This window comes from Arthrobacter sp. 05T444 (genome assembly GCF_056395905.1).
Window position 1 is genome coordinate 50,077 of the sequence record NZ_JBFTKK010000002.1, and the last position, 24,398, is coordinate 74,474.

Consider the following 24,398-nt stretch of genomic DNA (forward strand, 5'->3'; position numbering starts at 1 on the left):
TGTGTTAGCTTGAAGCCATATCGGGACTGATAAGAATCGATCCCGACGAATATGAAGGAGGAGACAATGGGTTTTCTTGCTTGGATTATTCTCGGCCTGATCGTAGGCGCAATTGTGAAAGCCGTCATGCCCGGTAGGGTCGGCGGTGGCTGGGTCACCAGCCTGGTTCTGGGCGTCGTTGGCGCCATCGTTGGCGGCTGGATCGGCAGCCTTCTGTTCGGCAAGGGTGACCTGGCCTTCTTCGACCTCGGCACCTGGATCCTCGCCATTATCGGCGGCCTGGTCGTCGCCGGCGTCTACGGGGCAATCACCGGACGCAGCAACCGGACCACGCGAGCCCCTTAAAAGGCCCGCCTCGACGCGGACCTGCTGAAAAACTAAATGCGGGGACCCACCATCTGGTGGGCCCCCGCTTTTTTCATGCCGACTTTTACGAGCTCCTAGGCCGGTTGCTGCGCCCTCGCACTGGCATAGAGACAGACGGTGGCGGCCGTGCCCAGGTTCAGGCTCTCGGCGGCGCCGTAAACGGGAACTGCCACCCGGTGGTCTGCCAGGGCGAGCTCCTTCTCAGACAGTCCCTGCGCCTCGTTTCCGAACAGCCAGGCAGTGGGACTTTCAAGGGCATAAGCCGACCCGGCGGTAGATCCACCGAGCCGCCGCGCCGCACTCTCGTCCTGGAGACGGTCGAGATTAAGCTTGCCGTAGCCATCGGCCGCCAGCACCCCGATGCCCCGGGCCCTGCACTGGGCCGCCAGGTCTTCGACGTCGGCGCCGAGGACCACCGGCAGGTGGAACAGCGATCCTGCCGTCGAGCGCACGGCCTTCGGGTTGTAAATATCCACACTGGAGCCTGTCAGCACAACAGCATCCGCGCCCGCGGCATCGGCAGCGCGCAGAACGGTGCCGGCGTTGCCGGGGTCCCGCACCTGGCACAGCACGGCTATCAGCCTCGGCCGGGCGTCCAGCGCATCTGCGAGCGGAACGTCGACGAAATCGCAGACAGCGATGATTCCCTGCGGGCTCACGGTATCCGCCATGGCGGCAAGAACGTCGTCCGTTGCCAGCCGGGCGCTGGTTCCGGCAGCCAGTTCCTCGAACTCCGGGTAACGGTCCAGGCATGCCTCGCTGGCAAATACTTCGCTCACGATGCCCGGCTCCCCCGCGTCCGTCCGCTTGCGGTGCAGGACCAACGCCTCACGGACAGCCTGGGGTCCCTCTGCCAGGAACTGCCGGCGCTTTAAACGGGCCGGGCGCCCTGCAAGCTTTGCCACATCCCTGACCCGATCAGCTCGGGGGTTGGAGAGTGGAAAGTCTTGCGGGCGCCCGGTTTCGTTCATATAAGAACCTTAGTTGCTGTCGCAGCAGGTTCTCGAACTACCAGAACGGGGGAACTACTCGGCGGCCTCGTCAGCGGCCGGCTTCTCTGCAGCAGGCTTCTTGGCGGCGGGCTTCCTGGTGGCCTTGGCCTTCGGAGCCGGTGCGGCTTCAGCCGAGACGGCGGGAGCGGAGGTGTCGGCAGGCAGCGAGTCCTTGGCGACCTGGACCAGCGCAGCGAAGGCGTTGGCGTCGGAAACGGCAAGCTCGGCCAGCATGCGGCGGTCGACCTCGACCTCAGCGGCCTTCAGGCCCTGGATCAGTCGGTTGTAGGTCAGGCCGTTGGCGCGGGATGCAGCGTTGATGCGCTGGATCCAAAGACGGCGGAAGTCGCCCTTCTTCTTCTTGCGGTCGCCGTAGCTGTACACAAACGAGTGCAGCAGCTGCTCTTTGGCCTTGCGGTACAGGCGTGAACGCTGTCCACGGTAGCCCTTTGCGCGTTCGAGGATAACCCGGCGCTTCTTGTGGGCGTTTACCGCCCTCTTCACACGTGCCACGTGCGTACTCCTTCAGAATTCTTATCCCAAGCGTCTACTGCCGGTAACCCGGCCGGCCTGAGAAGGCTTATTTAGTTGACTGGTGCCAGGTGGCAGTCAGTCAGAGAGCTTGGAAATTAGATGCCGAGCATCTTCCGGATGACCTTGGCGTCGCCCTTGAAGACGATCTTGTCGCCGGCGAGGCGACGGGTCAGCCTGGAGGACTTGTGCTCGAGGTAGTGGCGGCGGTTGGCCTGCTGGCGGCGCAGCTTGCCGCTGCCGGTCAGCTTGAAGCGCTTCTTAGCACCACTGTGGGTCTTCATCTTCGGCATGGGAACCGATCTCCTAACGTATCCGCAGACTATATGTCTGCAGTCTTTCGTGCAGCCGCCCCTGCGGGCGGCATGCTGGTTGCTGACTGCCTGAAGGCGGTACCTTCCGCAGCTGTGAACTAGGTGGTCTTCTTGCCTGCCGGCTTCGGCGTGGCCCGGGGTGCTGCAGGTCGCGCAGCGGGCTTCGGCGCAGCAGGCCTGGCCACCGGCTTCGGTGGAGCAGGAACAGCCGCAGGCTTGGGCGCGGCCGGGGCCGGGGCCTCGGAAACCTTCGCCGCGGCGGGTGCCGCAGCCTTCGGTGCCGGCGCCTTCGCCGGTGCAGCCTTGGGCGCTTCGGCCTTGGGTGCCTCGCGCTTCGGCTCGGCAGCCTTGGGAGCTTCGACCTTGGGTGCCTCGCGCTTCGGCTCGGCAGCCTTGGGCGCTTCCTGCTTCGGCGCTTCCTGCATCGGAGCTTCCGCGGTAGGCGCTTCGGCAGCCGGAGTCTGTGTGGTCGGCGCTTCGACGGCGGCTTCCGGAGCAGCGGCTGCTGCCGGGGCTTCCGGAGCAGCTTCAGTGTTGACCTGGAAGCCTTCCGGGAGCAGGTCCGCGAGTGACTGCGTCAGTGGTACCTGGTCGTCGCCCGAGACGTCGATACGGCCGGATGCCTTGGCTTCATTCTGGGCCTTGGCTTCGGCGCGCTGGGTGGCGCGGCGGGCTTCAGCCTTGGCCTCAGCCTTGTTCTTCAGCGGACCGATCACCATGACCATGTTGCGGCCATCGATGCGCGGGCTCGACTCCACCACACCAACTTCGTTGACGTCTTCGGCGAAGCGCTGGAGCAGGCGCAGGCCCATTTCAGGGCGCTGCTGTTCGCGGCCGCGGAACTGGATCATGGCCTTAACCTTGTCCCCGGCTCCGAGGAAGCGCAGGGCGTGGCCGCGCTTGGTCTCGTAGTCATGGGTGTCGATCTTCAGGCGGAACCGGATTTCCTTAAGAACCGTATTGGTCTGGTTCTTGCGGGCCTCACGGGCCTTGACGGCGGCCTCGTACTTGTACTTGCCGAAGTCCATCAGCTTGCACACCGGAGGCTTGGCCTGAGGTGCAACTTCAACGAGATCAAGATCGGACTCGGCAGCCAGGCGAAGAGCATCCTCAATACGGACGATTCCCACCTGTTCGCCGGCAGGGCCGACCAGCCGCACCTCAGGGACGCGGATACGCTCATTGATTCTTGGCTCGCTAATGTTAAAGCTCCTGTGTTTGTGGTGAGTATTCCACCGGCAAATAGAGAAGGCCCCCAATTGCCGGAGCAATCAGAGGCCTCGAGGATCGGATGCGCAGGCCCGTGGGCTGCGCACGCTTCGACAGGACTGTGCCCGCCGGAAACGCCCGACCATTACCCGGCAACCTTGCTTACCTCTGGAATCCGAGGAAAAACGGCCGACGCGGGTGGGAGAGAACTCCGCTTGCAAACTGAATATCAATTCTACAGAAAACTACCCGCTCCCCGCACATTGCGGAAGTGGGACTCATCCACAGCAAAATAACGACATCCAGTCGGTCTGTGACAAGCTTACCAGTATGAGCACTCCAGACAGTAATTCACACGTTTACCAGGCCCCCGGCGAGCAGGCTGATGTCTCACAGCAGATCCGGGACATCTCTGAGGTTCCCGCCATCGAGGTCATCACCACAGCCGCCGTGCACCTTATGAGTGCCGCAGCCGTGAAGCTCGGCCTGGCAGCCGAAGAGAACGCCGAAGAGCTCAAGGACCTGGACGAGGCCCGGAAGCTCATCACTGCCCTCGCCGGACTCGTGACGGCGGCCGCTCCGGAGATCGGCTCCCAGCATGCCGGGCCGTTGCGCGACGGACTGCGTTCACTGCAGCTTGCCTTCCGGGAAGAGTCGATCATTCCCGATCCCCCGGGCAAGGGTCCTGGCGAAAAGTACACCGGCGCGGTGAACTGACGCCCGGCATCCGGCTTTAGCCGCCGCGTGGCTGCGCGGACATGTCGCGGCCCACAGGAAAGTAACGACGACGGCGGGCCGACCTTTGAGGTCGGCCCGCCGTCGTTCTGTCTTAAGTCGTAGGTCCTACGCCCTCGCAGCCCGCCGGCGTCGGCGGTGCTGCAGGGCGATGCCGGCTGCGCAGAGCACGACGCCGGCCACGCCCACGGAGACGAAACCCCCGGACGGGCCCACGCCGTCGATAAACACCCCGGCCAGGGGCGCACCGAGTGCCACGCCGGCGGTCAGCGCCGAGCCGTACCAGCCCATCGCCTCGCCCCGCCGGGCCTCGTCCACGAGGTCCGCCACCTTCTCCGACGCCGCCGACAGTACCGGGGCGCACAACAGACCGGGCAGCAGCGACAGCAGGCTCAGGGTCAGCGTGTCGGTGGCGAAGCCCATCGGAATGGTCAGCGCCGCCATGCCCAGCAGCAGAAGGAACGGCGAAACCGGGCGGTGCATGGCGCCATAGATGACGCCGCCCACGACCGACGCCGCGCACCAGAAGAGGAAAACGATCCCGATTTCGCCCTGGTGCCCGCCGGTCTCCAAAGCCGCCACGATCCCCACGTCGGTGCCGCTGAGCACCATTCCCGCCCCGGCTGCGACGGTAAACACCGCCGCAACAGCCACGGTGAACCACCTGAAATTGTGGGCGACCTTGTGCCTGAGGCCGGCACGCCGTCTGTTGCCCGCAGCTGCCGGGCCGAGCTCAGCGGCCGCCTCCTGGACGTGGGCCGGGGCGGCAGCCACCACCGCCACCTCGGCAGCCTCCCGCTGGTCCGCCTCGCATGCCTCATCGCGGGCCGCGCTGCGGGTGGGCGGGTTGAACCACATGAGAAACAGCCCGGCCAGCGAGGTGGAGACACCGACGATCGTCAGGCCGAGGACCGAATGGCCGCTCGTGGCCACAATCGCTCCGGCAGCGGGCCCGATCATGAAGACCACCTCGGTGGTGATGGCGTCGAGCGCGAAGGCGGTCCTGCGCTGGTCGCCGTCGGCAAGCACGCCCAGCGATTGGCGCACCACGCTGAAGATGGGCAGAGTCAACAGCCCTCCCACAAAGACCAGCGGCAGCAGCCACTGATAGGACACGTGCGGCACGACGGACCAGATGACCGTCTCGGAAACCACCGACGGGATGAGGGCTGTCCGGAGTCCCGCGGTGTCCACCCGGCGGCCGCGCCACGGGGCGCCTACCGCAATGCCGATGGTCATGACGGCTGCTGCTGTGCCCGCAGCTGCATACCCCTGTCCCAGGGTCAGCACTATGTGCAGGGTCAGCAGCACGCCTGCGGCCGAATGGGGTATGCGGGCAATCATGCCGACCACCAGGAGCCGGCGAATGGGCCTGATGGCCAGCAGCTCCCGGTACAGGGTGAAATTCACGGGTGGGTCCTTCGTTCCGCCGCCGGGCAGCATAGGGACGGACCACAGGTGGACCGCCGTTTACTCCGCGGCGCGCCTTAGCTTGACTTCGATCGAGTCAACACGCTCACCAAACAATACATTCCGGCTCCACTCATTCTGGAGCCCTGCAACGAGCGACTGGACGCCGGCCGCATCCAGTCCGCCCGCCAGGTAAAGCACCACTCGCACCTCGGGCCCCGGACCGCCGCCCGAAACGGGGCGGCCGGAGGCAGTCGACGTTGCCACGCCGCCCCCGGGAAGAACCTCCAGGCGGCGGACAGCCGGCAAGTCTGCCGCCGCAGAACCCAGCATGTCCGCCAGTTCAGCATCGCGGTACGCGGGAATCCACTTCTGTTGCCGGGCCAGGGACCAGACCGCGGGCCGCCTCACCACGAACGTCACTTCCGAGCCCGGGTCCACGACCAGCAGCTCCGCGCCCTCGGCCACGGCCGACAGCGCTGCCCTCGCTGCGTAGACCGCGACGGGCCTCGCCTCGGGGTGCCATGCCGCCAGCGCTGCCGACGAGCTGAATACCGGCATGGCAAGCCGCCCGTCCGGCGCCTTCAGCGTCACGAGTGCCATGTCCGCCTGTTTGTCGGCGTGCAGCCCGCCCACGCCTTCGGCCTCTTCCGCCAGCTGGGCCACGACCGGAACGAAAACGCGTGCGGTCGCCAGCGATGCAACAACGGCTGCTTCGTCGGCTTCACCGCTGAGCAGCCGATCAACTGCGGCGAGATAGCCACTGTCCGGCGAGCCGTCGTCGTCCTCAAAGTTGTGGATGGCGGCGTTTTCGCCGGCGAGGCTCCGCCCGGCCCAGGGCTGGCCGGCCGAATCGGTGGCACCGCCGGCGCCTGCAAGCGCAGCTTCGATGTGTCCCGGAAGCCGGCGGGGCTGCGGCTGGTCCGCCCCCGATCCGCCCGTCCCTCCGGAAGTCAGCCCGTGCCCGGCCATGGCGGCAGCCTAGCGCCGGCCGGCGACGTCGAGGGCCTCCGGCAGGGTGAAGGCCCCTGCGTAGAGGGCCTTGCCGACGATTGCGCCCTCGACGCCCAGCGGCACGAGGGATCGCAGGACCTTCAGGTCATCCAGGCTGGAGATACCGCCGGAAGCCACCACGGGCTTGCCCGTCTTCTCCACCATCTGCCGCAGCAGCTCAACATTGGGGCCCTGCAGGGTGCCGTCCTTGGTCACGTCGGTGACAACGTAACGGGCACAGCCGGCTTCCTCTAGACGGCCCAGCACGTCCCAGAGGTCCCCGCCTTCCTTAGTCCAGCCGCGGCCGGAAAGCGTGGTCCCCCGGACGTCGAGCCCGACGGCGATCCGGTCTCCGAAGCGCTCGATGGCCCGCGCGGTCCAGTCGGGATTCTCCAGGGCTGCGGTACCGAGGTTAACCCGGGCCACTCCCAGGTCCAGGGCCTTTTCCAGCGACTCGTCGTCGCGCAGGCCGCCGGAGAGTTCCACCTTGATATCAAGCCGGCCCACCACTTCGCGCAGGAGTTCGGCGTTGGACCCGCGGCCGAACGCAGCGTCCAAGTCCACGAGATGCACCCATTCGGCGCCCTGCTGCTGCCAGTTGAGGGCTGCTTCCAGCGGCGTGCCGTAGCTTGTCTCGCTGCCGGCCTCGCCCTGGACCAGGCGCACAGCCTGGCCGTTCACGACGTCCACTGCAGGAAGCAGTTCCAGTGCCGGCAGATCGGTTTGGCTGATCATTTCGGGTCCTCAGTTCTCGTGTAGCGCAGTTTCCGGAAAGGCGCGGTTTTAGGCAGCGCCTGGGGAGTTTTGGTAGGTGCGGCAAGCACCTGGTTTCAGGCCCCTGGCAAAGTGAGCAGGTAGGCGGCCAGCAGCGACATTCCTGCCAGCACGTAGAACCCGACCTGCGTCCAGAGCGGCTTCGTCTGCTGCCTGAAGGACAGCGCGCCGCCGACCAGGAGGCCGGCAAGGCCCATCAGGACGATGGACCACATCTAGGCGTCCGCCGCAGGCGCCGCGTCCACTGCCGCACTTGCCTCCGCTGTCGCGGTGCGGCCGTGCGGGCCGCGGAGGCCGTTCACCCAGTTCCGGAGGAGCCGGGCGCCGGCGTCCCCCGATTTTTCCGGGTGGAACTGGGTGGCGCAGAGCGGCCCGTTTTCCACGGCGGCGATGAAGGGTCCGCCGTGCTCGGACCAGGTGACGAGGGGTGCGGCCATACGCGGCTGGACAACGTCGAATTCCCAGTTCTGCACGCCGTAGGAGTGCACGAAATAAAAGCGTTCATTTTCCACGCCCTCGAAGAGCCTGGAGCCTTCCGGGACCTTGACGGTGTTCCATCCCATGTGCGGAACGACGTCCGCCGGAAGGAGTTCCACCTTGCCGGGCCACTCCCCCATGCCTTCAGCTTCGGTCCCGTGTTCCACTCCGGCTTCGAACAGCACCTGAAGTCCCACGCAGATGCCGAGGACGGGCCTGCCGCCGGCTACGCGGCGTCCGATCATCCTGATGGCGTCCACGGATTTCAGTTCGCGCATCACAGTTTCAAAGGCGCCGACCCCCGGAACGAGCAGTCCGTCGGCATTGAGGACGTCCTCCGGCTTGGAACTCAGGATGACTTCGGCGCCCGCACGCTCCAGCGCACGGACGGCGGAGCGAACATTGCCCGAACCGTAGTCGAGCACTGTCACGGTGGGTTTACCCTCCGGCGACGGGGGCTTGACGGTGGCCGAGGGGTCGATGATCGCACCTTCCCGCAACAGTTTGCCGGTCACAGTGCTCCCTTGGTGGACGGAATGCCTTCGACGCGGGGGTCGGGTTCTACGGCAGCGCGCAGCGCACGGGCGAAGGCCTTGAACTGGGCTTCGACGATGTGGTGCGGGTCGCGGCCGGCAATGACGTTCATGTGCAGGCAGATGCCGGCGTGCAGTGTGATGGCCTCGAACACGTGGCGCGTCAGCGAACCGGTGAAGTGGCCGCCGATCAGGTGATACTCCTGGCCCGCGGGTTCCCCGCCATGGACCAGGTAAGGCCGGCCGGAGACATCGACGACGGCGTGGGCAAGCGCTTCGTCCAGCGGCACGGTGGCTTCCCCGAAGCGGCGGATACCGGCCTTGTTGCCGAGAGCGGTCCGTAGCACTTCGCCGAAAGTGATGGCCACATCCTCAACTGTGTGGTGCACATCGATGTGGATGTCGCCGCTTGCCTTCACAGTCATGTCAATGAGGGAGTGCTTGCACAGCGCAGTCAGCATGTGGTCGTAGAACGGGACCGACGTGCTGATGTCCGACACGCCGGTGCCGTCGAGGTTGATCTCCACCAGAACGGAAGATTCGCTGGTGGCACGCTCGAGACGTGCGGTCCGGGCCCCGGCAGCCTTGATTCCGGTGTCGCTCATAGTGATAGATGTCCTTTGACGAAGGAGGGTGCAGACATTGCTGGGTCTTCCCTCAAGTTTAGGCCGGAAGAGCAGCCTGCCCGGCCAGGATGTTCTCCAGTGCCTCGAGGAAGGCTGTGGTTTCGGTCTCAGTGCCGGCAGTGACCCGCAAATGACCGGGGATGCCGACGTCCCTGACCAGCACGCCGGAGTCCAGCAATGCTTGCCAGACCTCGTGCGGGTTGTCGAGGCCCCCGAAGAACACGTAGTTGGAGTCCGATGCGGCAGGCCGCAGGCCCATCCTGATGAGTTCGGCGACAATCCGGTCGCGCTGCTGCTTGATGTCCTCGACGTCGGCCATCAGTGCCTCCCGGTGGTGGAGGGCCGCCAGGGCCGTGGCCTGCGTGATGGCGGACAGGTGGTACGGCAGGCGAACAAGGCGCAGCGCGTCCGTTACCTCAGGTGCCGCTGCCATGTATCCGAGCCGGGCGCCCGCAAGGGCAAACGCCTTGCTCATGGTCCGGGAGACGATGAGACGTTCGCGTCCCGGCAGCAAGGAGAGGGCGCTGGGTGTGCCGTCGTGGGCGAACTCGTGGTAGGCCTCATCGACGATCACGACGGTCTGGCTGGCTTCGCCAGCCTCGTAAACGGCTTCCACGACATCCAGGCCCAGGCCAGTTCCGGTGGGGTTATTGGGCGAGCAGAGGAAGACGACGTTCGGCTGCAGCTCGCGGACTTGGCGGGCGGCGGACTCGGCGCTCAAGCCATAGTCGTCCGCGCGCTGGCCGACGATATATTCGGTGTCCGTTCCGCTGGCCAGCAGTGGGTACATGGAGTACGTGGGCGGGAAACCCAGAGCCTTGCGGCCGGGGCCTCCGAATGCCTGGAGAATCTGCTGGAGGACTTCGTTGGAGCCATTGGCTGCCCAGATGTTTTCGGCGCCGAGTCCGTGGCCGAGGTACTCCGCCAGCGCTTCCCTGAGTCCGGTGAATTCGCGGTCAGGGTACCGGTTGAGGCCTGCTGCCGCCTCTGTCACAGCCTCGGCAATTGCCGCCCTGACATCGGCGGGGACCCCATGGGTGTTCTCGTTGACGTTGAGCAGGATGGGTACGTCCAGCTGCGGCGCTCCGTAGGGAGTCAGCCCCCGCAGATTAGTCCGCAGGGGCAGTCGGTTCAGTCGCTCAAGCTGGTCACTCACTTGGACAGTTTAAGTGCCGGAGGCGGCGACCGGGAAACTGTGACGGATCAGGCCCGGCGAATCAGCCCTTACTTGGACGGTACAAACAGCTGCTGCCCCGGCATGACCTTGCCGTTTTCGAGGTCGTTCAGCTGGACGATGTCCGCGATGACATCGCGCGGATCCCTGGTGGGGTCGACTGTCCCGGCGATAGCCCACAGTGATTCCCCCGGCTGCACAGTCACAGAAACCGTCTCCGTCACGGACAGTCCGCTGGCGGTATCGGCGGCCTTGGCCGGCGAGTTCAGCAAACCGGTGAGCGACAGGAGCAGTGCCGCCAGGAGAACCAGGGGCAATCCGATGAGGACGATCCGGCCCCGGCGAGTAAGCCGAAGCCGCGGCGGCCTGCCCGGCTGCATGCCGAAAGCACCCTGCGCACCCTGCCGACGTGAATGGTTGACTGCTGTTGAAGCTGACATGAACTGAGCCCTCCTGGACCACTCTGTGCTGCCCGGTGTGCCCGGTCCGCCCGGCATCCGCCGGAATATTCGAAGAAACCGGCCCGCTCCGCAGCTGAACTAGAACACATGTTCGAACTTTGCTTCTTCAGTTTTAGCACTTATCAACGAACAAAGTCGAGACTCGCTAGAACAAATGTTTGAAAAAGCCGTGTGGCTGGCCTACGTTTGAAATCAAAGAACAACCACTTCTGCAGTTGATCAGCAGGGTCTGACATTTTCAGGCCGGAAGTTCCCGGCAACTGCAGCCACGGAGGCCGGGTGGAACGAAAGGCGTTGGCGAACATGGCAGCACAAGCCTCCGACGGCAAGGCTACCCAGCGCAGCCAGCGGTCTCAGCGGACACCCAAAGGACTGACCATCCGCCAGAAAAGGATCCTGGAAACCATCCAGCGGTCGGTCAACGACAACGGGTACCCACCCTCCATGAGGGAAATCGGCGACACCGTTGGCCTGGCCAGCCTGTCCAGCGTCACCCACCAGCTCTCACAGTTGGAGAAGCTCGGCTACCTGCGGCGTGATCCCAAACGCCCCCGGGCCATGGAAGTCCTCATGCCCCTCACCCTGGACGCCGGCTTGTCCAAGGCCTCCGGTGCCGAAGGTGACGCCAAGCCGCACAGCGCGCGAAGCGCGTCAGTCACCGAGCTGCCCAGCGCAACAGACACGGCCATGGTGCCGCTGGTCGGCCGCATCGCGGCCGGCGGCCCCATCTTCGCCGACCAAGTGGTTGAGGAACTCATGCCCCTGCCACGCCAGCTCGTTGGCCACGGCGAACTGTTCATGCTCAAGGTTGCGGGCGACTCCATGGTGGACGCTGCGATCTGTGACGGCGACTGGGTAGTTGTCAGGCGGCAGAGTGACGCCGTCAACGGCGACATCGTGGCGGCGCTGCTCGACGACGAAGCAACCGTTAAGACCTTCCGGCAGCGGGACGGCCACACTTGGCTGCTGCCGCAGAACACCCAGTACGAGCCCATCCTTGGGGACCACGCCGTGGTCATGGGCAAAGTGGTGTCGGTGCTGCGTTCGCTCTAGGACTTCGTGCGTTCACCCTAGGTCGTCGTGCGTTCGCTGAAGGCCGCTCCTTAGGACCGCGCTCCCGCTAGCCTCTCCAGCGCCGCCACGGCGATCTTCCGGTCCGTCGTGGGCCAGAAGGGCGGGAGTGCGGCGCGCAGGAACCCTCCATAGCGCTCCGTCGACAGCCGCGAATCCAGCACTGCCACTACGCCCTTGTCATCGGTGGACCGGATCAGGCGCCCGGCACCCTGGGCCAGCCTGATGGCCGCATGGGTAGCTGATACGGACATGAATCCGTTGCCGCCGGCCTGTGCCACTGCCCGTGAGCGTGCCGTCATGAGCGGGTCGTCGGGCCGGGGGAACGGAATCCTGTCGATCACCACAAGCCTGCATGAACCGCCGGGAACATCCACGCCCTGCCACAGCGACATGGTGCCAAACAGGCACGTGTCCGGTTCGTCGGCGAACTGCTTTACCAGCGCGGTCATCGTCGAGTCGCCTTGGCAAAGAACGCTCACATCCAGGCGCGGACGCAGTGCCTCGGCCGCTTCCTCGGCAGCACGCCGGGAGGAGAACAGGCACAGCGCTCCCCCAGCGGAGGCGCGGATGAGCGATTCCAGTTCGTCGAGTGCTTCAGGCGACATACCCCTGCCCGGCTTGGGCAAGTGGCCCGCCACATAGAGGATGCCCTGCTTGGGATAATCGAAGGGAGAACCGACGTCGATGCCGGTCCAGCTCGGCGCACCCTCCCCCACGAGGCCGAGTCCGCCGGCAGCGGGTTCGAACGCGGAGCCGATGGCAAGCGTGGCCGACGTCAGAACTACTGTGTGGCCTGCGAACAGGCCTTCCCTGAGCTTTCCGGCGACGCTCAGTGGGGCAATGTTGATCAGGGCAGGCTGGGTGTCATCCGGTGCCGAATAGCCCTGCTGCGGATCAAACGTGCTGTTCCGCGAGAACCACACCACTTCGCGGTTGTCGCGCGCCGTGAGCAGGCGCTCGCAGAGCTCGAGAATCACGAGGAGGCGGGACCGCGCGAGCTGCCGCCCGCCGTCGGCTGTGGTGTTGCTGTCCCCCTTGGAATCGGACAGCGCCGCCCGGCACGCTTCCCGGAGCTGGTCCACGCAGTCGAGCTGTTCGTCGTTGAGCCCGTTGGGGACCAGCCCGCTGGGGACCCCGGCGATGGCGAGCTCCAGGTTGGCCGCGGCGTTGTTCAGCGCATCCACCGTGATCCCGGAGTGCTTGCGGGCACCGGAGGCGGCCGCGTGCACCATGGCAACGGACAGTTGTCCCGAGACCGCGCCGGTGACACGGTCCTGGAGCTCGTGCGCTTCGTCCACCACCACGACGTCGTATTCGGGCAGCACAGCCAGCCCTTCAAAGGCGCTGACGGCGAGCATCGCGTGGTTGGTCACTACGACGTCGGCCTCGGCCGCGTTGTGCCGCGCGAGTTCACTGAAGCATTCCGCCGCGAGCGGGCACTTCTGCGCGCCCAGGCATTCCATGGAGGTGACCGAGACCTGGCGCCAGGCGCGGTCCGTCACGCCCGGGAGGAGTTCGTCGCGGTCGCCGGTGGCCGTCTTTTCTGCCCATTCCCGGAGCCGGACCACTTCCTTGCCCAGCTGCGACGACGGACCGCCCATGGCGGCGGCAAAGTGCGGGACGCTGGTGTCCTCGCCCAGGGAGAAGAGCTGGCCTTCGGAAGGCTCCTCCGAGGGGAAACCACCTTCCAGTTTGTGCCGGCACACATAGTTGGCGCGGCCCTTGACGAGTGCCACCTTGACCGGCCGGTCCAGCGCCGGAGTGATGGTCTTCAGCAGCCGGGGCAGGTCCCTGCCTACGATCTGGGTCTGCAGCGCAAGGGTGGCGGTGGACACCAGGGTGGGCTTCTCGCTCTCCAGCGAGTGGGCGATGAGCGGAATCAGGTACGCCAGCGACTTACCCGTTCCGGTGCCCGCCTGGACCAGCAGGTGGTCGCCGGTGTCGATCGCCCGCGCCACCTGCCGCGCCATCTCGTGCTGGCCGCTGCGGCTTTGTCCGCCCATACCGGCCACGGCGCGGTCGAGGAGTTCGATCACGAACTCCTCGCCGGCTGTGGCTTCGGCGCCGTCCGGTTCCTGGTCAGTCATTGCTGATGAAGGATTCCAGTTCAGCCGCGAGGCCTTCCCGGACCATGACCACGGCGCGTGTGCCGCCTTCTTCATGATTCAGGCTCAGGATCTCCGCATCGGAGTCGTGGAGTTTACTGATCAAATCACCTCGGTGGTACGGGACCAGCAGCTCCAGCTTGACGTTTGGCCGCGGAATGGCCTCACCGATGGCCTTCAGCAGCTCCGGGATGCCCTGGCCCGTGCGGGCGGAAACGACCACATGGCGCGGTTCGCGCTGCTTCAGCCTTTCCACGACGAACGGGTCGGCTGCGTCGGCCTTGTTCAGCACGATGATCTCGGGCACCTTGCGGGCGTCCACTTCGGCGAACACCGAGCGCACCGCAGCAATCTGCCCCTCCGGATCGGGGTGGGACACGTCCACAACGTGCAGGATCAGGTCCGCGTCCGCCACTTCCTCCAGGGTGGATCGGAAAGCCTCCACGAGCTGGGTGGGAAGGGACCGAACGAAGCCGACGGTGTCGGCCAGGGTGTAACCCAGGCCATCCGAGGTCTCGGCCTTGCGGACCGTGGGGTCCAGGGTGGCGAACAGGGCATTCTCCACCAGGACTCCGGCGTCGGTGAGCCGGTTCAGCAAGGACGACTTGCCGGCGTTGGTGTATCCGGCAATGGCGACAGACGGCACTGCATTACGACGGCGGTTGGCCCGCTTGGTCTCGCGGGCCGGCTTCATCGCGGAGATTTCGCGGCGCAGCTTGGCCATCCGTGTGCGGATTCGCCGCCGGTCCAGTTCAATCTTGGTTTCGCCCGGACCGCGGGAGCCCATGCCGGCGCCTGCGCCGCCCACCTGGCCACCGGCCTGGCGGGACATGGATTCACCCCAGCCACGGAGGCGCGGGAGCAGGTATTCGAGCTGGGCCAGCTCCACCTGGGCCTTGCCTTCGCGGCTCTTGGCATGCTGGGCGAAGATATCGAGGATGAGTGCGGTGCGGTCAATCACCTTGACCTTGACGATGTCCTCGAGTCCACGGCGCTGTGACGGCGCCAGTTCCGCGTCCACCACCACGGTGTCTGCGCCGGTGGACATCACTACGTCCTTGAGTTCCAACGCCTTGCCCGAGCCGAGGAACGTGCCGGGATCCGGCTTGGCGCGTCGCTGGACCAGGCCGTCCAGCACCTCGGAACCTGCGGTTTCGGCCAGCGCCGCGAGTTCGCGCAGCGAATTCTCGGCGTCGGCCAACGTGCCTTCGGTCCACAAGCCGGCAAGGACGACGCGCTCAAGGCGCAGCTGCCGGTACTCGACCTCGGTGACGTCTTCCAGTTCGGTGGATAGTCCCGCCGTGCGGCGCAGGGCCCGGCGTTCCTCGAGATCCTGCTGGTCGCCGTCGAAAGTGCTGTGTTCTTCATCAAGCCGCGAGATGGCTTGGGCCTTGCCAAAGACGGCCCTGCTGCCGGCTCCCGAGCCGTCCGCAGCCGCGGCACTTCGTGCCGGGACGTCCTTGGAGAGAATCCGGTCGATGACAGCTTGGATTTCCTCAGGACTCATGTCCTGGGCTGCTGGCTCGGATCCGGAATTTTGCTGACTGGTCATGGTCTCCTTAAAGGGTTCTGCATCTTCAGAATAGTGCTGATTGCTTGCCTTGGGCGCAGAATTCGCGCTGGGCTGACGACTGGAGGGCATCTGAGCTCCTGTGCGGCCGCGGCGGACAGGCCTGGGCCGGCGAGATTGATCTGAGTGAATTGATCTGAGTGAGGGTGCATTCCGTGGTGCGTGCATCGCGGCGTCCGGGCGGAAGGTCGAAACCTGCATCACTCCGGAGACGGTGCTGCGCCCGTGGCGACGGCCTCGAAGGCCGGCAGTTCGGGGCGGACCGCGTCAGGGCCGGCTACTCAAAGATCAAGAACATGCCTTTTAGATTAGCAGACGCGCACCCTCCGGTTTCCCATCCGGCGGGCGGCCCACTAATCTGGCCAGTTATGGAGTCTGCCCACTATTTCAGCGCCTCGCCCGCAGGGCCGTTTACCCGCAAGCAGCTCACGGTGGAACTCGCCGGCGAAACGCGCAAGCTGCAGACCTCCTCCGCCATCTTCAGCCCTGACGGCATCGACAAAGGCACGGCGGTCCTGCTGGCGGACGTTCCTGCCCCGGCCCCGCAGGGAAACCTGCTGGACATTGGCTGCGGCTGGGGGCCGATTGCCCTGACGATGGCCCTCCGGGCGCCGCACGCCAAGGTGTACGCGGTGGACGTCAACGAACGCTGCATCACGCTCACGAACGAGAACGCCGAACTGCTGGGCCTAGGCAACCTCGCCGCCAGCGCGCCGGAGGCCGTTGATCCGGACCTGCGCTTCGACACGATCTGGTCCAACCCGCCGATCCGGATCGGCAAGGATGAACTGCATTCGCTGCTGATGCTGTGGCTGCCCCGGCTGGCACCGGGGGGTTCTGCCTGGCTGGTGGTGCAGAAGAACCTTGGCTCGGATTCGCTTCAGCGCTGGCTGGCGGGGGCGCTCGACGGTTCCTTTACGGTGACCCGCGAGAGCACGTCGAAGTCGTTCCGGATCCTGCGGGTCAGGAAAGCGTCCCGCTAGCGACAATCGTTGCCGGGCCGCTCAGCTCCACGTGTTCGTGCCCGTCTGCCACGGTAAAGAATTTAACCCCGACGACGCCGCCCGGTACTTTCACGTGCCAGGCGTCCGGTGCGCCCTGGCCGGCCCAGTGACGGATGGCCACGGCGGCGGCGCACGCGCCCGTTCCGCACGACTGCGTTTCGCCGACGCCGCGCTCGTGCACGCGCATGGTCACGGTGCCGACCCCGTCGTGGACCAGCGGCTCGGCCGGAACGACGAACTCGACGTTGGTGCCGTGTTCCGGCGTGGGATCAACATGGGGTGCGGTGAAGAGCTTCGTGCCCTCAAGTTCTGACAGCTCGGCCAGGGCGACCACCGTGTGCGGGTTTCCCATGCTGACGGACAGCGCCGGCCGCGGCACTTCGAGTCCGTCGGCGCTGACGAGGGAATCCATGGCGCGGGCCGCTGCCTCGGCCGGAAAGATGAACTCCCACGGCCCCATGTCCACCGCGTAGCCGCCAGCAGTACGGACAATGGTCTTCACGCCGCCGCGGGTGCCGATGGTCAGCGAGCCGCCCGGAGGCAGTTCAGCGAGGCCCTCGGCGAGGAGGAAGTGGACGAAGACCCGGACTCCGTTGCCGCACATCTCGGACAGTGAGCCGTCACCGTTCCGGTAGTCCATGAACCATTCGGCGTCGGGGCTTCCGGTCAACAGCTCGCGGCCCTCGTCAAGCAGCCGGGACGGGACAGCCCGGATGAGTCCGTCGCCGCCGATGCCTCTGTGGCGGTCGCACAGCCCCACAACCTGCCCGGGGGAAATGGAATGCATGCCCTCGGGGTCGGCAATCAGAACGAAGTCGTTGCCCGTCCCATGGCCCTTGGAGAAGCGCAGACCGCTCAGCTGTGAGATGGCGGGCTCAGCGGTTTCTGCAAGGGTTTCATCCATGCGTCAAGGTTACCCGCACGCCGCTGGCGGCCGAAAACCGGCCCCTCCCGCCTCGATGGCATTCCGGACGGGGTGGCCTAACGGACGGGCGCGCCTTCCGGACGGGCGCGCCTTCCGGGGTCAGCGGCAGAACGCCGCGGCCTTGGCGGCCAGGGCGGGGTCCTGCCAGTCCAGCCAAGAGATGCGCGGGTCGGCCCGGAACCAGGTGAGCTGGCGGCGGGCGAACTGCCGGGTGGCCACGATGGTCTCCTCAGCGGCCAGCGCAACGTCCGCTTCGCCGTCGAGCACTTTGAGGAACTGGGCGTAGCCCAGGGCGCGCGGCGCGGTCCGGCCGCGGCGCAGGCCCGCGGCATCCAGCCTTTCAACCTCGGCCAGCAGTCCGCGGTCCACCATGCGGTGGACGCGTTCGGCCAGCCGCCCCCGCAGGACTTCGCGGTCAACCTCAAGGCCGATCTGAACGGTGGGCTGGAAGTACTCACGGTTTGGCATGAATGAACTGAACGGGCGTCCCGTCAGTTCGAAGACCTCCAGCGCCCGGATGATCCGGCGGACGTCCCCGAGCCGGCCGGCGGACACCGGGTCAACATCCCGCAATCGTTCAAGGAGGGGGGCCGTCCCGGCGGCGGCGTGTTCCTGCTCAAGGCGGGCGCGGATGTCAGGGTCGGTGCCCGGGAATTCCAGAACGTCCAGGGCGGCCCGGACGTAGAGCCCGGAACCTCCCACCACTATGGCGCGCCGTCCCCGCCGGTGGATGCCGGCGACGGCCGCCCTTGCCTGCTGCTGGAAGTCCGACACGGACGCTTCCTCGGTGACGTCCAGGATGTCCAGCAGGTGGTGCGGCACTCCCCTGCGCTCGGCCTCCGTGACCTTGGCCGTCCCAATGTCCATGCCGCGGTAGAACTGCATGGCGTCGGCGTTAATGACCTCGCCACCGAGTTCCAGGGCGAGTTCGACGGCGAGGTCGGATTTTCCAGAACCTGTCGGCCCGACCACGGCGATGACGGGAGGCTGTCCTTCTGGGCCCTTGGCTCCGGAGGTTGAGGCTTGGGAAGTGACTGTTCCGGGACTGGCGGCCACAGGGCTAGCGGCCGCGGACCGGAAGGGACGGCATGCCGAGCGAGACGCCGGATTTACCTCCCGCGGCGGCCGGCGCCGGTGCACCACAGGAGTCGGCCTGCGACCTGTCCCATGCGTCACCGGCGCGCGAGCGGCGCAGGGTGTAGTCTCCTGAGTTTTCCGGGTCGGCAACCAGGTGGAAGGCTGCAGCTTCGGTGATGGTGACCGTGACCAGATCGCCCGGCCTGGGCGCCTGGGCGCCCGCCGGTACGGAGAAGTGGACGAGCCGCTGGTCCTGGGACCGGCCGGACAACCGGTGGGTTTCCTCGGCCTTGCGGCCGGACTGGGCGGTTACCATGACCTCGACGCGGCGTCCGAGCTGCTTGGCGTTCTCCTCTGCGGCGATGCGGTCCTGGAGTGCCGTGAGCCGTTCGAAGCGTTCCTGCACGACGGCTTTGGGCAGCTGGTCCGGAAGGTCAGCCGCCGGCGTGCCGGGCCGCTTGGAGTACTGGAACGTGAAGGCGGTGGCGAAGCGCGACGTTTCGACGACGTCCAGGGTTGCCTGGAAATCTTCCTCGGTCTCCCCCGGGAAGCCGACGATGATGTCGGTGGAAATTGCGGCGTGCGGGATCTTCTCCCGGACCTTATCCAGGATTCCGAGGAATTTCGCGGAACGGTAGGACCGCTTCATGTCCTTGAGGACCTTGTCCGAACCAGACTGCAGGGGCATGTGCAGCTGGGGCATGACGTTCGGCGTCTCCGCCATGGCGTCGATGACGTCGTCGGTGAAGGCCGCCGGGTGGGGACTCGTGAAGCGGACCCGTTCCAGGCCCGGAATGTCACCGCAGGCGCGGAGCAGCTTGGAGAAGGCCTGGCGGTCGCCGAACTCCACGCCGTACGAGTTCACGTTCTGGCCGAGAAGGGTCACTTCGATGGCGCCGTCATCCACGAGCGCCTGAACCTCGGCGAGGATGTCTCCGGGCCTGCGGTCCTTCTCCTTGCCCCGCAGCGCCGGCACGATGCAGAAGGTACAGGTGTTGTTGCAGCCCACCGAGATGGATACCCAGCCGGAATACACGGAATCGCGCTTGGTGGGAAGCGTGGACGGAAAGACGTCCAGCGACTCAAGAATCTCCAGCTGGGCTTCGTTGTTGTGCCGCGCGCGGTCCAGGAGTGCAGGCAGGGCACCTACGTTGTGCGTTCCGAAGACCGCGTCCACCCACGGCGCCTTCTTCAGGATGGTCTCGCGGTCCTTCTGCGCCAGGCAGCCACCCACGGCTATCTGCATCCCCGGGTTGGCTTCCTTGACCGGCGCCAGCATTCCCAGGTTGCCGTACAGCTTGTTGTCTGCGTTTTCCCGTACGGCGCAGGTGTTGAACACCACGACGTCGGCCTGGCCGCCGTCAGCGGGAACGTAGCCTGCCGCCTCAAGCATCCCGGCCATCCGTTCGGAATCGTGCACGTTCATTTGGCAGCCGAATGTGCGTACCTGGTAGGTGCGGGGCGCGGCGGACGCGTCAGCTGCTGCGGGGACGGTGCCGGATGCGGGGGAAGGGTAGGTCAGACTCACCCGTTAAGCGTACCGGCTGTGCCTAGCTCCCCGACGCGGCGTCGAGCACTTCGCCTACGATCCGGAAGGCCTGCGAGGGCTGGTACCCCTTGCGGGCCAGCATGGACGCCAGGCGCCGCATGGTTTTGTCGCGCTCGGCGCGGTCCGACAGGTCGGTGCCGGGCCGGAGCTTGCGCTCCACCAGATGGCGGGCGGCGGCTTCCTCGTCGTCGTCATTGAGCTGCTCCAGAGCCGAAGCAGCCGTGTCCGGATCAATGCCCTTGTCCGCCAGCTCACGGCGCAAGGCACCCTTGGCCAGCTTGCGGGACTGAGCGCGGCTCCGCACCCACATATCGGCGAACTCTGCGTCGTCGACGAGTTTGACCTCTTCAAAGCGGTCGAGGACTGCTGCCGCAACATCCCCGGGCACATTGCGTTCGGCCAGCTTGCGCTCCAACTGGAGCCTGCTCTTAGGCGAACTGGTCAGCTGCCGCAGCACAATCGCTCGAGCCACCGACGCCGGATCGGGCTCCCTGTCCTCCGGCGGCCCGGACGCCGGACCCGCAGGACCGGAAAGTGGTGTTGAGGCCGGCTCGGCGGGGCCTGACCGGCCCCGCCGCCTGCTGTTAGAAACCGTCAACGGCCTTCAGCTTCGGTGAGGCCTCGGCATCCGCCGGCTTCACTCCGACCCCGAGCTTTTCCTTGATGAGCCGCTCCAATTCCGCAGCCAGTTCAGGGTTGTCGCGGAGGAAGCGCCGGGAATTCTCCATGCCCTGGCCGAGCTGGTCGCCGTCGTAGGTGAACCATGAGCCCGACTTCTTGATGATGCCGTGCTCCACACCCATGTCGATGATGCCGCCCTCGCGGGAGATGCCCTGTCCATAGATGATGTCGAATTCGGCGATCTTGAACGGCGGGGCCATCTTGTTCTTGACGATCTTCGCCTTGGTACGGTTGCCGACCGAATCCGCGCCTTCCTTCAGGGTCTGGATGCGGCGGACGTCGATGCGGATAGACGCGTAGAACTTCAGCGCCTTACCACCGGTGGTGGTTTCGGGTGAGCCGAAGAACACACCGATCTTTTCGCGGAGCTGGTTGATGAAGATGGCAGTGGTCTTGGTCTGGCTCAGCCGACCAGTGATTTTTCGCAGGGCCTGGCTCATGAGGCGGGCCTGCAGGCCGACGTGACTGTCACCCATGTCGCCTTCAATTTCCGCCCGGGGCACCAGCGCCGCCACGGAGTCGATGACGATGACGTCGAGGGAGCCGGAGCCGATGAGCATATCCATGATTTCAAGCGCCTGCTCGCCGGTATCCGGCTGGGAGACGAGCAAGGCATCCGTGTCCACGCCGAGCTTGGCGGCATATTCAGGATCCAGGGCGTGCTCGGCGTCAATGAAGGCCGCAATGCCGCCCAGCCGCTGGGCGTTTGCCACGGCGTGCAGGGCGACGGTGGTCTTACCGGAGGACTCCGGACCGTAGATTTCCACCACACGGCCACGCGGCAGCCCGCCAATTCCCAAGGCCACGTCCAAGGCGATGGACCCCGTCGGGATGACCTCGATGGGGGCGCGGACTTCATCGCCCAGCCGCATGACGGAGCCTTTTCCGAACTGTTTGTCTATCTGGGCAAGCGCTGCTTCAAGCGCCTTTGCACGATCCGGGGCTGCCGCCATGGTTCACACCTCTAATGCTTTCTCGCTGTGGAGTGGGCCTGCGCGGCCCCTTTTCTCTGTCATCACTGACGCTAGCGCCGCCCTCTGACATTGTTGCCGGGTGGCACTGCGTATGTGGATAACCCGCTGAAAAAAGCATAGTCCTACCCGAACAGATATTCGAACAATCGGTCGGCGTGTCAGGAGTCTGCCAGCGGGCGGGGCGGATTTAGTTGCGGCTGGGCTTGACGTCCCTGCCGAGCCGCCGCTCCGCCGGCACGTCCTGGACGTCGCAGACTGCGAGCCAGACATCGCGGGGGCTGACGCCGGCGGCCAACGCTTGGTCCGCAGTCCGTCCCCCCACACCCGCGAGGACCAGCGAACTGCTGAGCACGCGGGAGTAGCCAGCGCCGAATTCATCGTCCATGAGCCGCCAAAAATCACTAATCCGCACGACATAGAGTCTCTCACGCCCGCGGACTCTAGAATGGTTGCCATGAGCAACCCCGTTGACGTCCCCGGAGTGTCCGCCCCCTTCGAGGACACCATGGATACCGCACTGAAGTCAGTGGAGCATCAGATCAGCATCTTCTGGCGGCGCGCCCGCTCCGTCTCGCAGCAGCTTTCACGTCAGGTTCACCCGGACATGGAGCCTGCGGCCTACGGCCTGCTCACCATGATCCGCCAGACGGGACCCATCCGGCTGACCGAACTGGCCTCCTGCATCGGCGTGGGCAAACCGTCGGTGAGCCGGCAGATTGCCTTCCTGGAAAGTATCGGCCTGGTACTCAAGGAAGCGGACCCGCTGGACGGTCGCGCGCAGACGATCCGGCTCACGCCCAAGGGCGAAGAGAAAATGCACCAGGTACAGGACGCCAGGCGGGAAGTGTTCCGCGAGCGGCTGGGCGAATGGCCGGTGGCGGATCTTGAGGCCCTCGCCACCTATATGGCCAAGCTCAACGCAACTTATGAACGTGACGGGTTTCCCAAAGACGGCGCCCTCTAAGGACGGCGCCCTTTAGGAGACGACAAAAGGCCTCCGGCTTGTGCCGAAGGCCTTCATCTTGGATCTGTAATGCCTTGGGTTCTGTAGGTCCGGGTTGCGTTAGGCTACCGTGCGCCGGACAGCAGGCCCTTGGCCAGTTCGTTGTTGAGTTCAGTGCTGAGATCGCGCTCAAGATCCCGGCCGTAACGCTGGGAAAATTCCTGCGGAACGGTGTCCGGTACGGCTACGCCTTCGGCCACTGCCACGCGGTCGCTGACCTCACGGAGCATGATGGACAACGGAACATCCAGGGCTGAGCAGATCGAGGACAGCAGCTCCGAGGAGGCTTCCTTCTGCCCGCGCTCCACTTCACTGAGGTAGCCCAGGGAAACTCGGGCGCTGTGCGAGACTTCGCGGAGGGTACGCCCTTGACGCTGGCGGACGTCGCGCAGAACATCACCAATTTCGTGACGAAGTACTACCATCTTGCGCTCCTTCTGTTCGCTCTTGGCCTGATCGGCGAGGCCCACATCCTTCCAGCGGACAACGCCGTTCACGGATACGGGCTGCTTTACCATCTGTATCGCCTTGCTCCCTCATGAGTCCGGTTCGCTGTGACGCGAACCGTAGTTGGTCTTTTCATCCTAGGCGCCTCCGTATTGTGGAAGCGACACAAAGTAACAACTATTCGGTAATGCTTTTTGTTCCCGGCAACCTTACTCCCGGTAGCCTATCGACGCGAGGGCCTCCTGTAGCCGCTCCAGCGCCGCCTCACACGCCAGGGCCCTGATCTCCGCCCGGGTGCCTTCAAAGCTGTAGGGATACGACGAGGAGCCCTGCGCTGTGGCGACGCCGATGTACACCGTACCCACCGGCTTGCCGTCGTGCTCGTCCGGCCCTGCCACGCCCGTGGTGGACACGGCCAGGTCTGCGCCGCAGGCGCTCCGCGCACCCTCGGCCATGGCCGCCGCCACTTCGCCGTCAACCGAGCCAACGGCGTCGAGCAGTTCCTGCGACACGTGGAGAACATCCCGTTTGACGGTATTGCTGTAGGAAACGACGCCGCCACGCAGCATGGCCGACGCACCCGGCGTGTCCGCCAGCATTGCCGTGACCATGCCGGCAGTCAGTGATTCGGCGGTGGCCACGGTGACGCCGCGCCGGACGGCCGCGGCAACAGCCTCCCCGGCGATTCGGTGAAGGTTGGACATGCCTATCCCTCCTGTGCTTCCGGCTTGTGGTTTTCCGATTTCTGGTGCCCGTCCGCTGGGAGTTCCCCGGCCCTGCGCAGCAGGCCCTGGGCGCGGACCTTCATTGCTTCAATGACGTATTCGACGCCGGTCCACACCGTGATGAGCACCGCCACGAGCATGACGGCGAGGGCCACCCAGACCAGCCATGGCGCAATGGCTGACAGCGGGAGCAGGTAGAGGAAAATCGCGGCGGTCTGCACGACGGTCTTGAGCTTTCCGCCACGGGAGGCTGGGATCACGCCATAGCGGATGACGAAGAACCGCAGCGCCGTGATCCCCCACTCGCGGACGAGGATGACCAGTGTGATCCACCAGGGCAGCTCGTTCAGGACCGATAGCATGACCAGGGCGGAACCGATCAGCAGCTTGTCGGCAATGGGATCGGCTATTTTTCCGAAATCGGTAACCAGTCCCCGGCTCCGGGCGATGTCGCCATCGAGCTTGTCCGTGTAGATGGCGACGGCGAAGGCCGCCACCGCAGCCCAGCGCCACGGTCCGGATTCGCTCCGCAGGCCGGGAGCATCAGCGACGAGGAACCACACAAAGAACGGCACCAGCACGATGCGGAGCATGGTGAGGATGTTCGGAAGATTCCAGATTCCGGAGCTGCTGGAGCCGGCCGCGGTCGCTTCGGTGCTAGTCACTCTC

General features: G+C 65.7%; 28 protein-coding genes. 5 read left to right on the plus strand and 23 right to left on the minus strand.

The window, feature by feature from the left end:
- Positions 1 to 66 precede the first annotated feature (66 nt).
- Positions 67 to 345 carry a GlsB/YeaQ/YmgE family stress response membrane protein gene (locus tag AC1DD3_RS02415; RefSeq protein ID WP_230117598.1) on the plus strand — a complete coding sequence of 93 codons (279 nt, stop codon included), beginning with the start codon at positions 67 to 69 and terminating at the stop codon, positions 343 to 345.
- Between the two features lie 95 nt (positions 346 to 440).
- Here the strand turns inward: AC1DD3_RS02415 and AC1DD3_RS02420 are convergent, their stop codons facing one another.
- The 4 genes from AC1DD3_RS02420 to infC all read right to left on the minus strand — a co-directional run bounded on the left by AC1DD3_RS02420 (position 441) and on the right by infC (position 3,363).
- The gene (locus tag AC1DD3_RS02420) at positions 441 to 1,337 is read right to left on the minus strand and encodes a TrmH family RNA methyltransferase (RefSeq protein WP_230117597.1); all 897 of its coding nucleotides are present in this window, start codon (positions 1,335 to 1,337) and stop codon (positions 441 to 443) included.
- Between the two features lie 54 nt (positions 1,338 to 1,391).
- Positions 1,392 to 1,871, minus strand: coding sequence for a 50S ribosomal protein L20 (rplT, locus tag AC1DD3_RS02425; protein ID WP_230117596.1), 480 nt, complete (start codon positions 1,869 to 1,871; stop codon positions 1,392 to 1,394).
- Between the two features lie 116 nt (positions 1,872 to 1,987).
- Positions 1,988 to 2,182, minus strand: a complete 195-nt coding sequence (rpmI, locus tag AC1DD3_RS02430) for a 50S ribosomal protein L35 (protein ID WP_009358635.1) — start codon at positions 2,180 to 2,182, stop codon at positions 1,988 to 1,990.
- A 119-nt stretch (positions 2,183 to 2,301) separates the two neighbouring features.
- Positions 2,302 to 3,363: a translation initiation factor IF-3 gene (gene infC / locus AC1DD3_RS02435; protein ID WP_476880874.1), complete on the minus strand. Its 1,062-nt coding sequence runs from the start codon at positions 3,361 to 3,363 to the stop codon at positions 2,302 to 2,304.
- Positions 3,364 to 3,742: 379 nt separating this feature from the next.
- Between infC and AC1DD3_RS02440 the strand changes: the two genes are divergently transcribed.
- Positions 3,743 to 4,129 carry a DUF1844 domain-containing protein gene (locus AC1DD3_RS02440; RefSeq protein ID WP_230117594.1) on the plus strand — a complete coding sequence of 129 codons (387 nt, stop codon included), beginning with the start codon at positions 3,743 to 3,745 and terminating at the stop codon, positions 4,127 to 4,129.
- Positions 4,130 to 4,255: 126 nt separating this feature from the next.
- On the opposite strand, the gene AC1DD3_RS02445 is transcribed toward AC1DD3_RS02440, so the two are convergent.
- The 8 genes from AC1DD3_RS02445 to AC1DD3_RS02480 form a co-directional block, all read right to left on the minus strand.
- On the minus strand, positions 4,256 to 5,557 hold the full coding sequence (locus AC1DD3_RS02445; RefSeq protein ID WP_230117593.1) for an MFS transporter: 1,302 nt from the start codon (positions 5,555 to 5,557) through the stop codon (positions 4,256 to 4,258).
- A 60-nt stretch (positions 5,558 to 5,617) separates the two neighbouring features.
- A complete protein-coding gene (locus AC1DD3_RS02450; RefSeq protein WP_230117592.1) occupies positions 5,618 to 6,529 on the minus strand; it encodes an SseB family protein in 912 nt (303 codons plus the stop codon).
- Between the two features lie 9 nt (positions 6,530 to 6,538).
- Entirely contained in the window at positions 6,539 to 7,285 is a 747-nt protein-coding gene (priA, locus tag AC1DD3_RS02455) for a bifunctional 1-(5-phosphoribosyl)-5-((5-phosphoribosylamino)methylideneamino)imidazole-4-carboxamide isomerase/phosphoribosylanthranilate isomerase PriA (RefSeq protein WP_230117591.1), read from the minus strand.
- A gap of 95 nt (positions 7,286 to 7,380) precedes the next feature.
- Positions 7,381 to 7,539 (minus strand): hypothetical protein, encoded by a 159-nt coding sequence (locus AC1DD3_RS02460; RefSeq protein ID WP_230117590.1) that lies wholly within the window; start codon positions 7,537 to 7,539, stop codon positions 7,381 to 7,383.
- Positions 7,540 to 8,316, minus strand: coding sequence for an imidazole glycerol phosphate synthase subunit HisH (gene hisH, locus AC1DD3_RS02465; protein WP_230117589.1), 777 nt, complete (start codon positions 8,314 to 8,316; stop codon positions 7,540 to 7,542). It abuts the gene before it with no gap.
- Positions 8,313 to 8,939, minus strand: coding sequence for an imidazoleglycerol-phosphate dehydratase HisB (gene hisB, locus AC1DD3_RS02470; RefSeq protein WP_230117588.1), 627 nt, complete (start codon positions 8,937 to 8,939; stop codon positions 8,313 to 8,315). Before hisB ends, hisH begins: the two co-directional genes overlap by 4 nt.
- 58 nt (positions 8,940 to 8,997) lie before the next feature.
- The gene (locus AC1DD3_RS02475) at positions 8,998 to 10,116 is read right to left on the minus strand and encodes a histidinol-phosphate transaminase (protein WP_230117587.1); all 1,119 of its coding nucleotides are present in this window, start codon (positions 10,114 to 10,116) and stop codon (positions 8,998 to 9,000) included.
- A 68-nt stretch (positions 10,117 to 10,184) separates the two neighbouring features.
- Positions 10,185 to 10,514 carry a LysM peptidoglycan-binding domain-containing protein gene (locus AC1DD3_RS02480; protein WP_476880989.1) on the minus strand — a complete coding sequence of 110 codons (330 nt, stop codon included), beginning with the start codon at positions 10,512 to 10,514 and terminating at the stop codon, positions 10,185 to 10,187.
- 384 nt (positions 10,515 to 10,898) lie between these two features.
- Here AC1DD3_RS02480 and lexA point away from each other — a divergent pair, with 384 nt between their 5' ends.
- Positions 10,899 to 11,648 carry a transcriptional repressor LexA gene (gene lexA / locus AC1DD3_RS02485; RefSeq protein WP_476880875.1) on the plus strand — a complete coding sequence of 250 codons (750 nt, stop codon included), beginning with the start codon at positions 10,899 to 10,901 and terminating at the stop codon, positions 11,646 to 11,648.
- Positions 11,649 to 11,698: 50 nt separating this feature from the next.
- On the opposite strand, the gene AC1DD3_RS02490 is transcribed toward lexA, so the two are convergent.
- Together AC1DD3_RS02490 and hflX are read right to left on the minus strand one after the other, a co-directional pair.
- Positions 11,699 to 13,756, minus strand: a complete 2,058-nt coding sequence (locus AC1DD3_RS02490) for an ATP-dependent DNA helicase (protein WP_476880876.1) — start codon at positions 13,754 to 13,756, stop codon at positions 11,699 to 11,701.
- On the minus strand, positions 13,749 to 15,326 hold the full coding sequence (gene hflX, locus AC1DD3_RS02495) for a GTPase HflX (protein ID WP_476880877.1): 1,578 nt from the start codon (positions 15,324 to 15,326) through the stop codon (positions 13,749 to 13,751). Before hflX ends, AC1DD3_RS02490 begins: the two co-directional genes overlap by 8 nt.
- A gap of 386 nt (positions 15,327 to 15,712) precedes the next feature.
- Between hflX and AC1DD3_RS02500 the strand changes: the two genes are divergently transcribed.
- Positions 15,713 to 16,327, plus strand: a complete 615-nt coding sequence (locus AC1DD3_RS02500; protein WP_230117582.1) for a class I SAM-dependent methyltransferase — start codon at positions 15,713 to 15,715, stop codon at positions 16,325 to 16,327.
- Here the strand turns inward: AC1DD3_RS02500 and dapF are convergent.
- The 6 genes from dapF to AC1DD3_RS02530 form a co-directional block, all read right to left on the minus strand.
- Positions 16,308 to 17,252: a diaminopimelate epimerase gene (gene dapF / locus AC1DD3_RS02505; RefSeq protein WP_230117581.1), complete on the minus strand. Its 945-nt coding sequence runs from the start codon at positions 17,250 to 17,252 to the stop codon at positions 16,308 to 16,310. The genes AC1DD3_RS02500 and dapF overlap by 20 nt on opposite strands.
- A gap of 120 nt (positions 17,253 to 17,372) precedes the next feature.
- A complete protein-coding gene (miaA, locus tag AC1DD3_RS02510; protein WP_476880990.1) occupies positions 17,373 to 18,251 on the minus strand; it encodes a tRNA (adenosine(37)-N6)-dimethylallyltransferase MiaA in 879 nt (292 codons plus the stop codon).
- 82 nt (positions 18,252 to 18,333) lie between these two features.
- Entirely contained in the window at positions 18,334 to 19,878 is a 1,545-nt protein-coding gene (gene miaB / locus AC1DD3_RS02515; protein WP_476880878.1) for a tRNA (N6-isopentenyl adenosine(37)-C2)-methylthiotransferase MiaB, read from the minus strand.
- A 22-nt stretch (positions 19,879 to 19,900) separates the two neighbouring features.
- A complete protein-coding gene (locus tag AC1DD3_RS02520) occupies positions 19,901 to 20,371 on the minus strand; it encodes a regulatory protein RecX (protein ID WP_230117579.1) in 471 nt (156 codons plus the stop codon).
- A gap of 112 nt (positions 20,372 to 20,483) precedes the next feature.
- Complete coding sequence (gene recA, locus AC1DD3_RS02525) at positions 20,484 to 21,533, minus strand: recombinase RecA (protein WP_230117578.1); 1,050 nt, start codon at positions 21,531 to 21,533, stop codon at positions 20,484 to 20,486.
- Between the two features lie 208 nt (positions 21,534 to 21,741).
- Complete coding sequence (locus AC1DD3_RS02530) at positions 21,742 to 21,966, minus strand: DUF3046 domain-containing protein (protein WP_230117577.1); 225 nt, start codon at positions 21,964 to 21,966, stop codon at positions 21,742 to 21,744.
- Between the two features lie 42 nt (positions 21,967 to 22,008).
- Between AC1DD3_RS02530 and AC1DD3_RS02535 the strand changes: the two genes are divergently transcribed.
- Positions 22,009 to 22,518 (plus strand): MarR family winged helix-turn-helix transcriptional regulator, encoded by a 510-nt coding sequence (locus AC1DD3_RS02535; protein ID WP_230117576.1) that lies wholly within the window; start codon positions 22,009 to 22,011, stop codon positions 22,516 to 22,518.
- Positions 22,519 to 22,622: 104 nt separating this feature from the next.
- On the opposite strand, the gene AC1DD3_RS02540 is transcribed toward AC1DD3_RS02535, so the two are convergent.
- From AC1DD3_RS02540 to pgsA, 3 genes are all read right to left on the minus strand, one after another.
- On the minus strand, positions 22,623 to 23,075 hold the full coding sequence (locus tag AC1DD3_RS02540) for a helix-turn-helix domain-containing protein (protein WP_230117575.1): 453 nt from the start codon (positions 23,073 to 23,075) through the stop codon (positions 22,623 to 22,625).
- A 138-nt stretch (positions 23,076 to 23,213) separates the two neighbouring features.
- Entirely contained in the window at positions 23,214 to 23,708 is a 495-nt protein-coding gene (locus AC1DD3_RS02545) for a CinA family protein (RefSeq protein WP_230117574.1), read from the minus strand.
- 2 nt (positions 23,709 to 23,710) lie between these two features.
- Positions 23,711 to 24,394, minus strand: a complete 684-nt coding sequence (pgsA, locus tag AC1DD3_RS02550) for a CDP-diacylglycerol--glycerol-3-phosphate 3-phosphatidyltransferase (protein WP_230117573.1) — start codon at positions 24,392 to 24,394, stop codon at positions 23,711 to 23,713.
- Positions 24,395 to 24,398 lie beyond the last annotated feature (4 nt).

Excerpts from the sequence above, each read along its gene's own strand:
- AC1DD3_RS02545 (WP_230117574.1), bottom strand. The coding sequence starts at position 23,708 with ATGTCCAACCTTCACCGAATCGCCGGGGAGGCTGTTGCCGCGGCCGTC.
- hisB (WP_230117588.1), bottom strand. The coding sequence starts at position 8,939 with ATGAGCGACACCGGAATCAAGGCTGCCGGGGCCCGGACCGCACGTCTC.
- AC1DD3_RS02420 (WP_230117597.1), bottom strand. The coding sequence starts at position 1,337 with ATGAACGAAACCGGGCGCCCGCAAGACTTTCCACTCTCCAACCCCCGA.
- rpmI (WP_009358635.1), bottom strand. The coding sequence starts at position 2,182 with ATGCCGAAGATGAAGACCCACAGTGGTGCTAAGAAGCGCTTCAAGCTG.
- AC1DD3_RS02450 (WP_230117592.1), bottom strand. The coding sequence starts at position 6,529 with ATGGCCGGGCACGGGCTGACTTCCGGAGGGACGGGCGGATCGGGGGCG.
- AC1DD3_RS02480 (WP_476880989.1), bottom strand. The coding sequence starts at position 10,514 with ATGCAGCCGGGCAGGCCGCCGCGGCTTCGGCTTACTCGCCGGGGCCGG.
- AC1DD3_RS02490 (WP_476880876.1), bottom strand. The coding sequence starts at position 13,756 with ATGACTGACCAGGAACCGGACGGCGCCGAAGCCACAGCCGGCGAGGAG.
- AC1DD3_RS02500 (WP_230117582.1), top strand. The coding sequence starts at position 15,713 with ATGGAGTCTGCCCACTATTTCAGCGCCTCGCCCGCAGGGCCGTTTACC.
- lexA (WP_476880875.1), top strand. The coding sequence starts at position 10,899 with ATGGCAGCACAAGCCTCCGACGGCAAGGCTACCCAGCGCAGCCAGCGG.
- AC1DD3_RS02460 (WP_230117590.1), bottom strand. The coding sequence starts at position 7,539 with ATGTGGTCCATCGTCCTGATGGGCCTTGCCGGCCTCCTGGTCGGCGGC.
- priA (WP_230117591.1), bottom strand. The coding sequence starts at position 7,285 with ATGATCAGCCAAACCGATCTGCCGGCACTGGAACTGCTTCCTGCAGTG.
- recA (WP_230117578.1), bottom strand. The coding sequence starts at position 21,533 with ATGGCGGCAGCCCCGGATCGTGCAAAGGCGCTTGAAGCAGCGCTTGCC.
- AC1DD3_RS02440 (WP_230117594.1), top strand. The coding sequence starts at position 3,743 with ATGAGCACTCCAGACAGTAATTCACACGTTTACCAGGCCCCCGGCGAG.
- dapF (WP_230117581.1), bottom strand. The coding sequence starts at position 17,252 with ATGGATGAAACCCTTGCAGAAACCGCTGAGCCCGCCATCTCACAGCTG.
- hflX (WP_476880877.1), bottom strand. The coding sequence starts at position 15,326 with ATGACCAGTCAGCAAAATTCCGGATCCGAGCCAGCAGCCCAGGACATG.
- AC1DD3_RS02415 (WP_230117598.1), top strand. The coding sequence starts at position 67 with ATGGGTTTTCTTGCTTGGATTATTCTCGGCCTGATCGTAGGCGCAATT.
- AC1DD3_RS02535 (WP_230117576.1), top strand. The coding sequence starts at position 22,009 with ATGAGCAACCCCGTTGACGTCCCCGGAGTGTCCGCCCCCTTCGAGGAC.
- AC1DD3_RS02540 (WP_230117575.1), bottom strand. The coding sequence starts at position 23,075 with ATGGTAAAGCAGCCCGTATCCGTGAACGGCGTTGTCCGCTGGAAGGAT.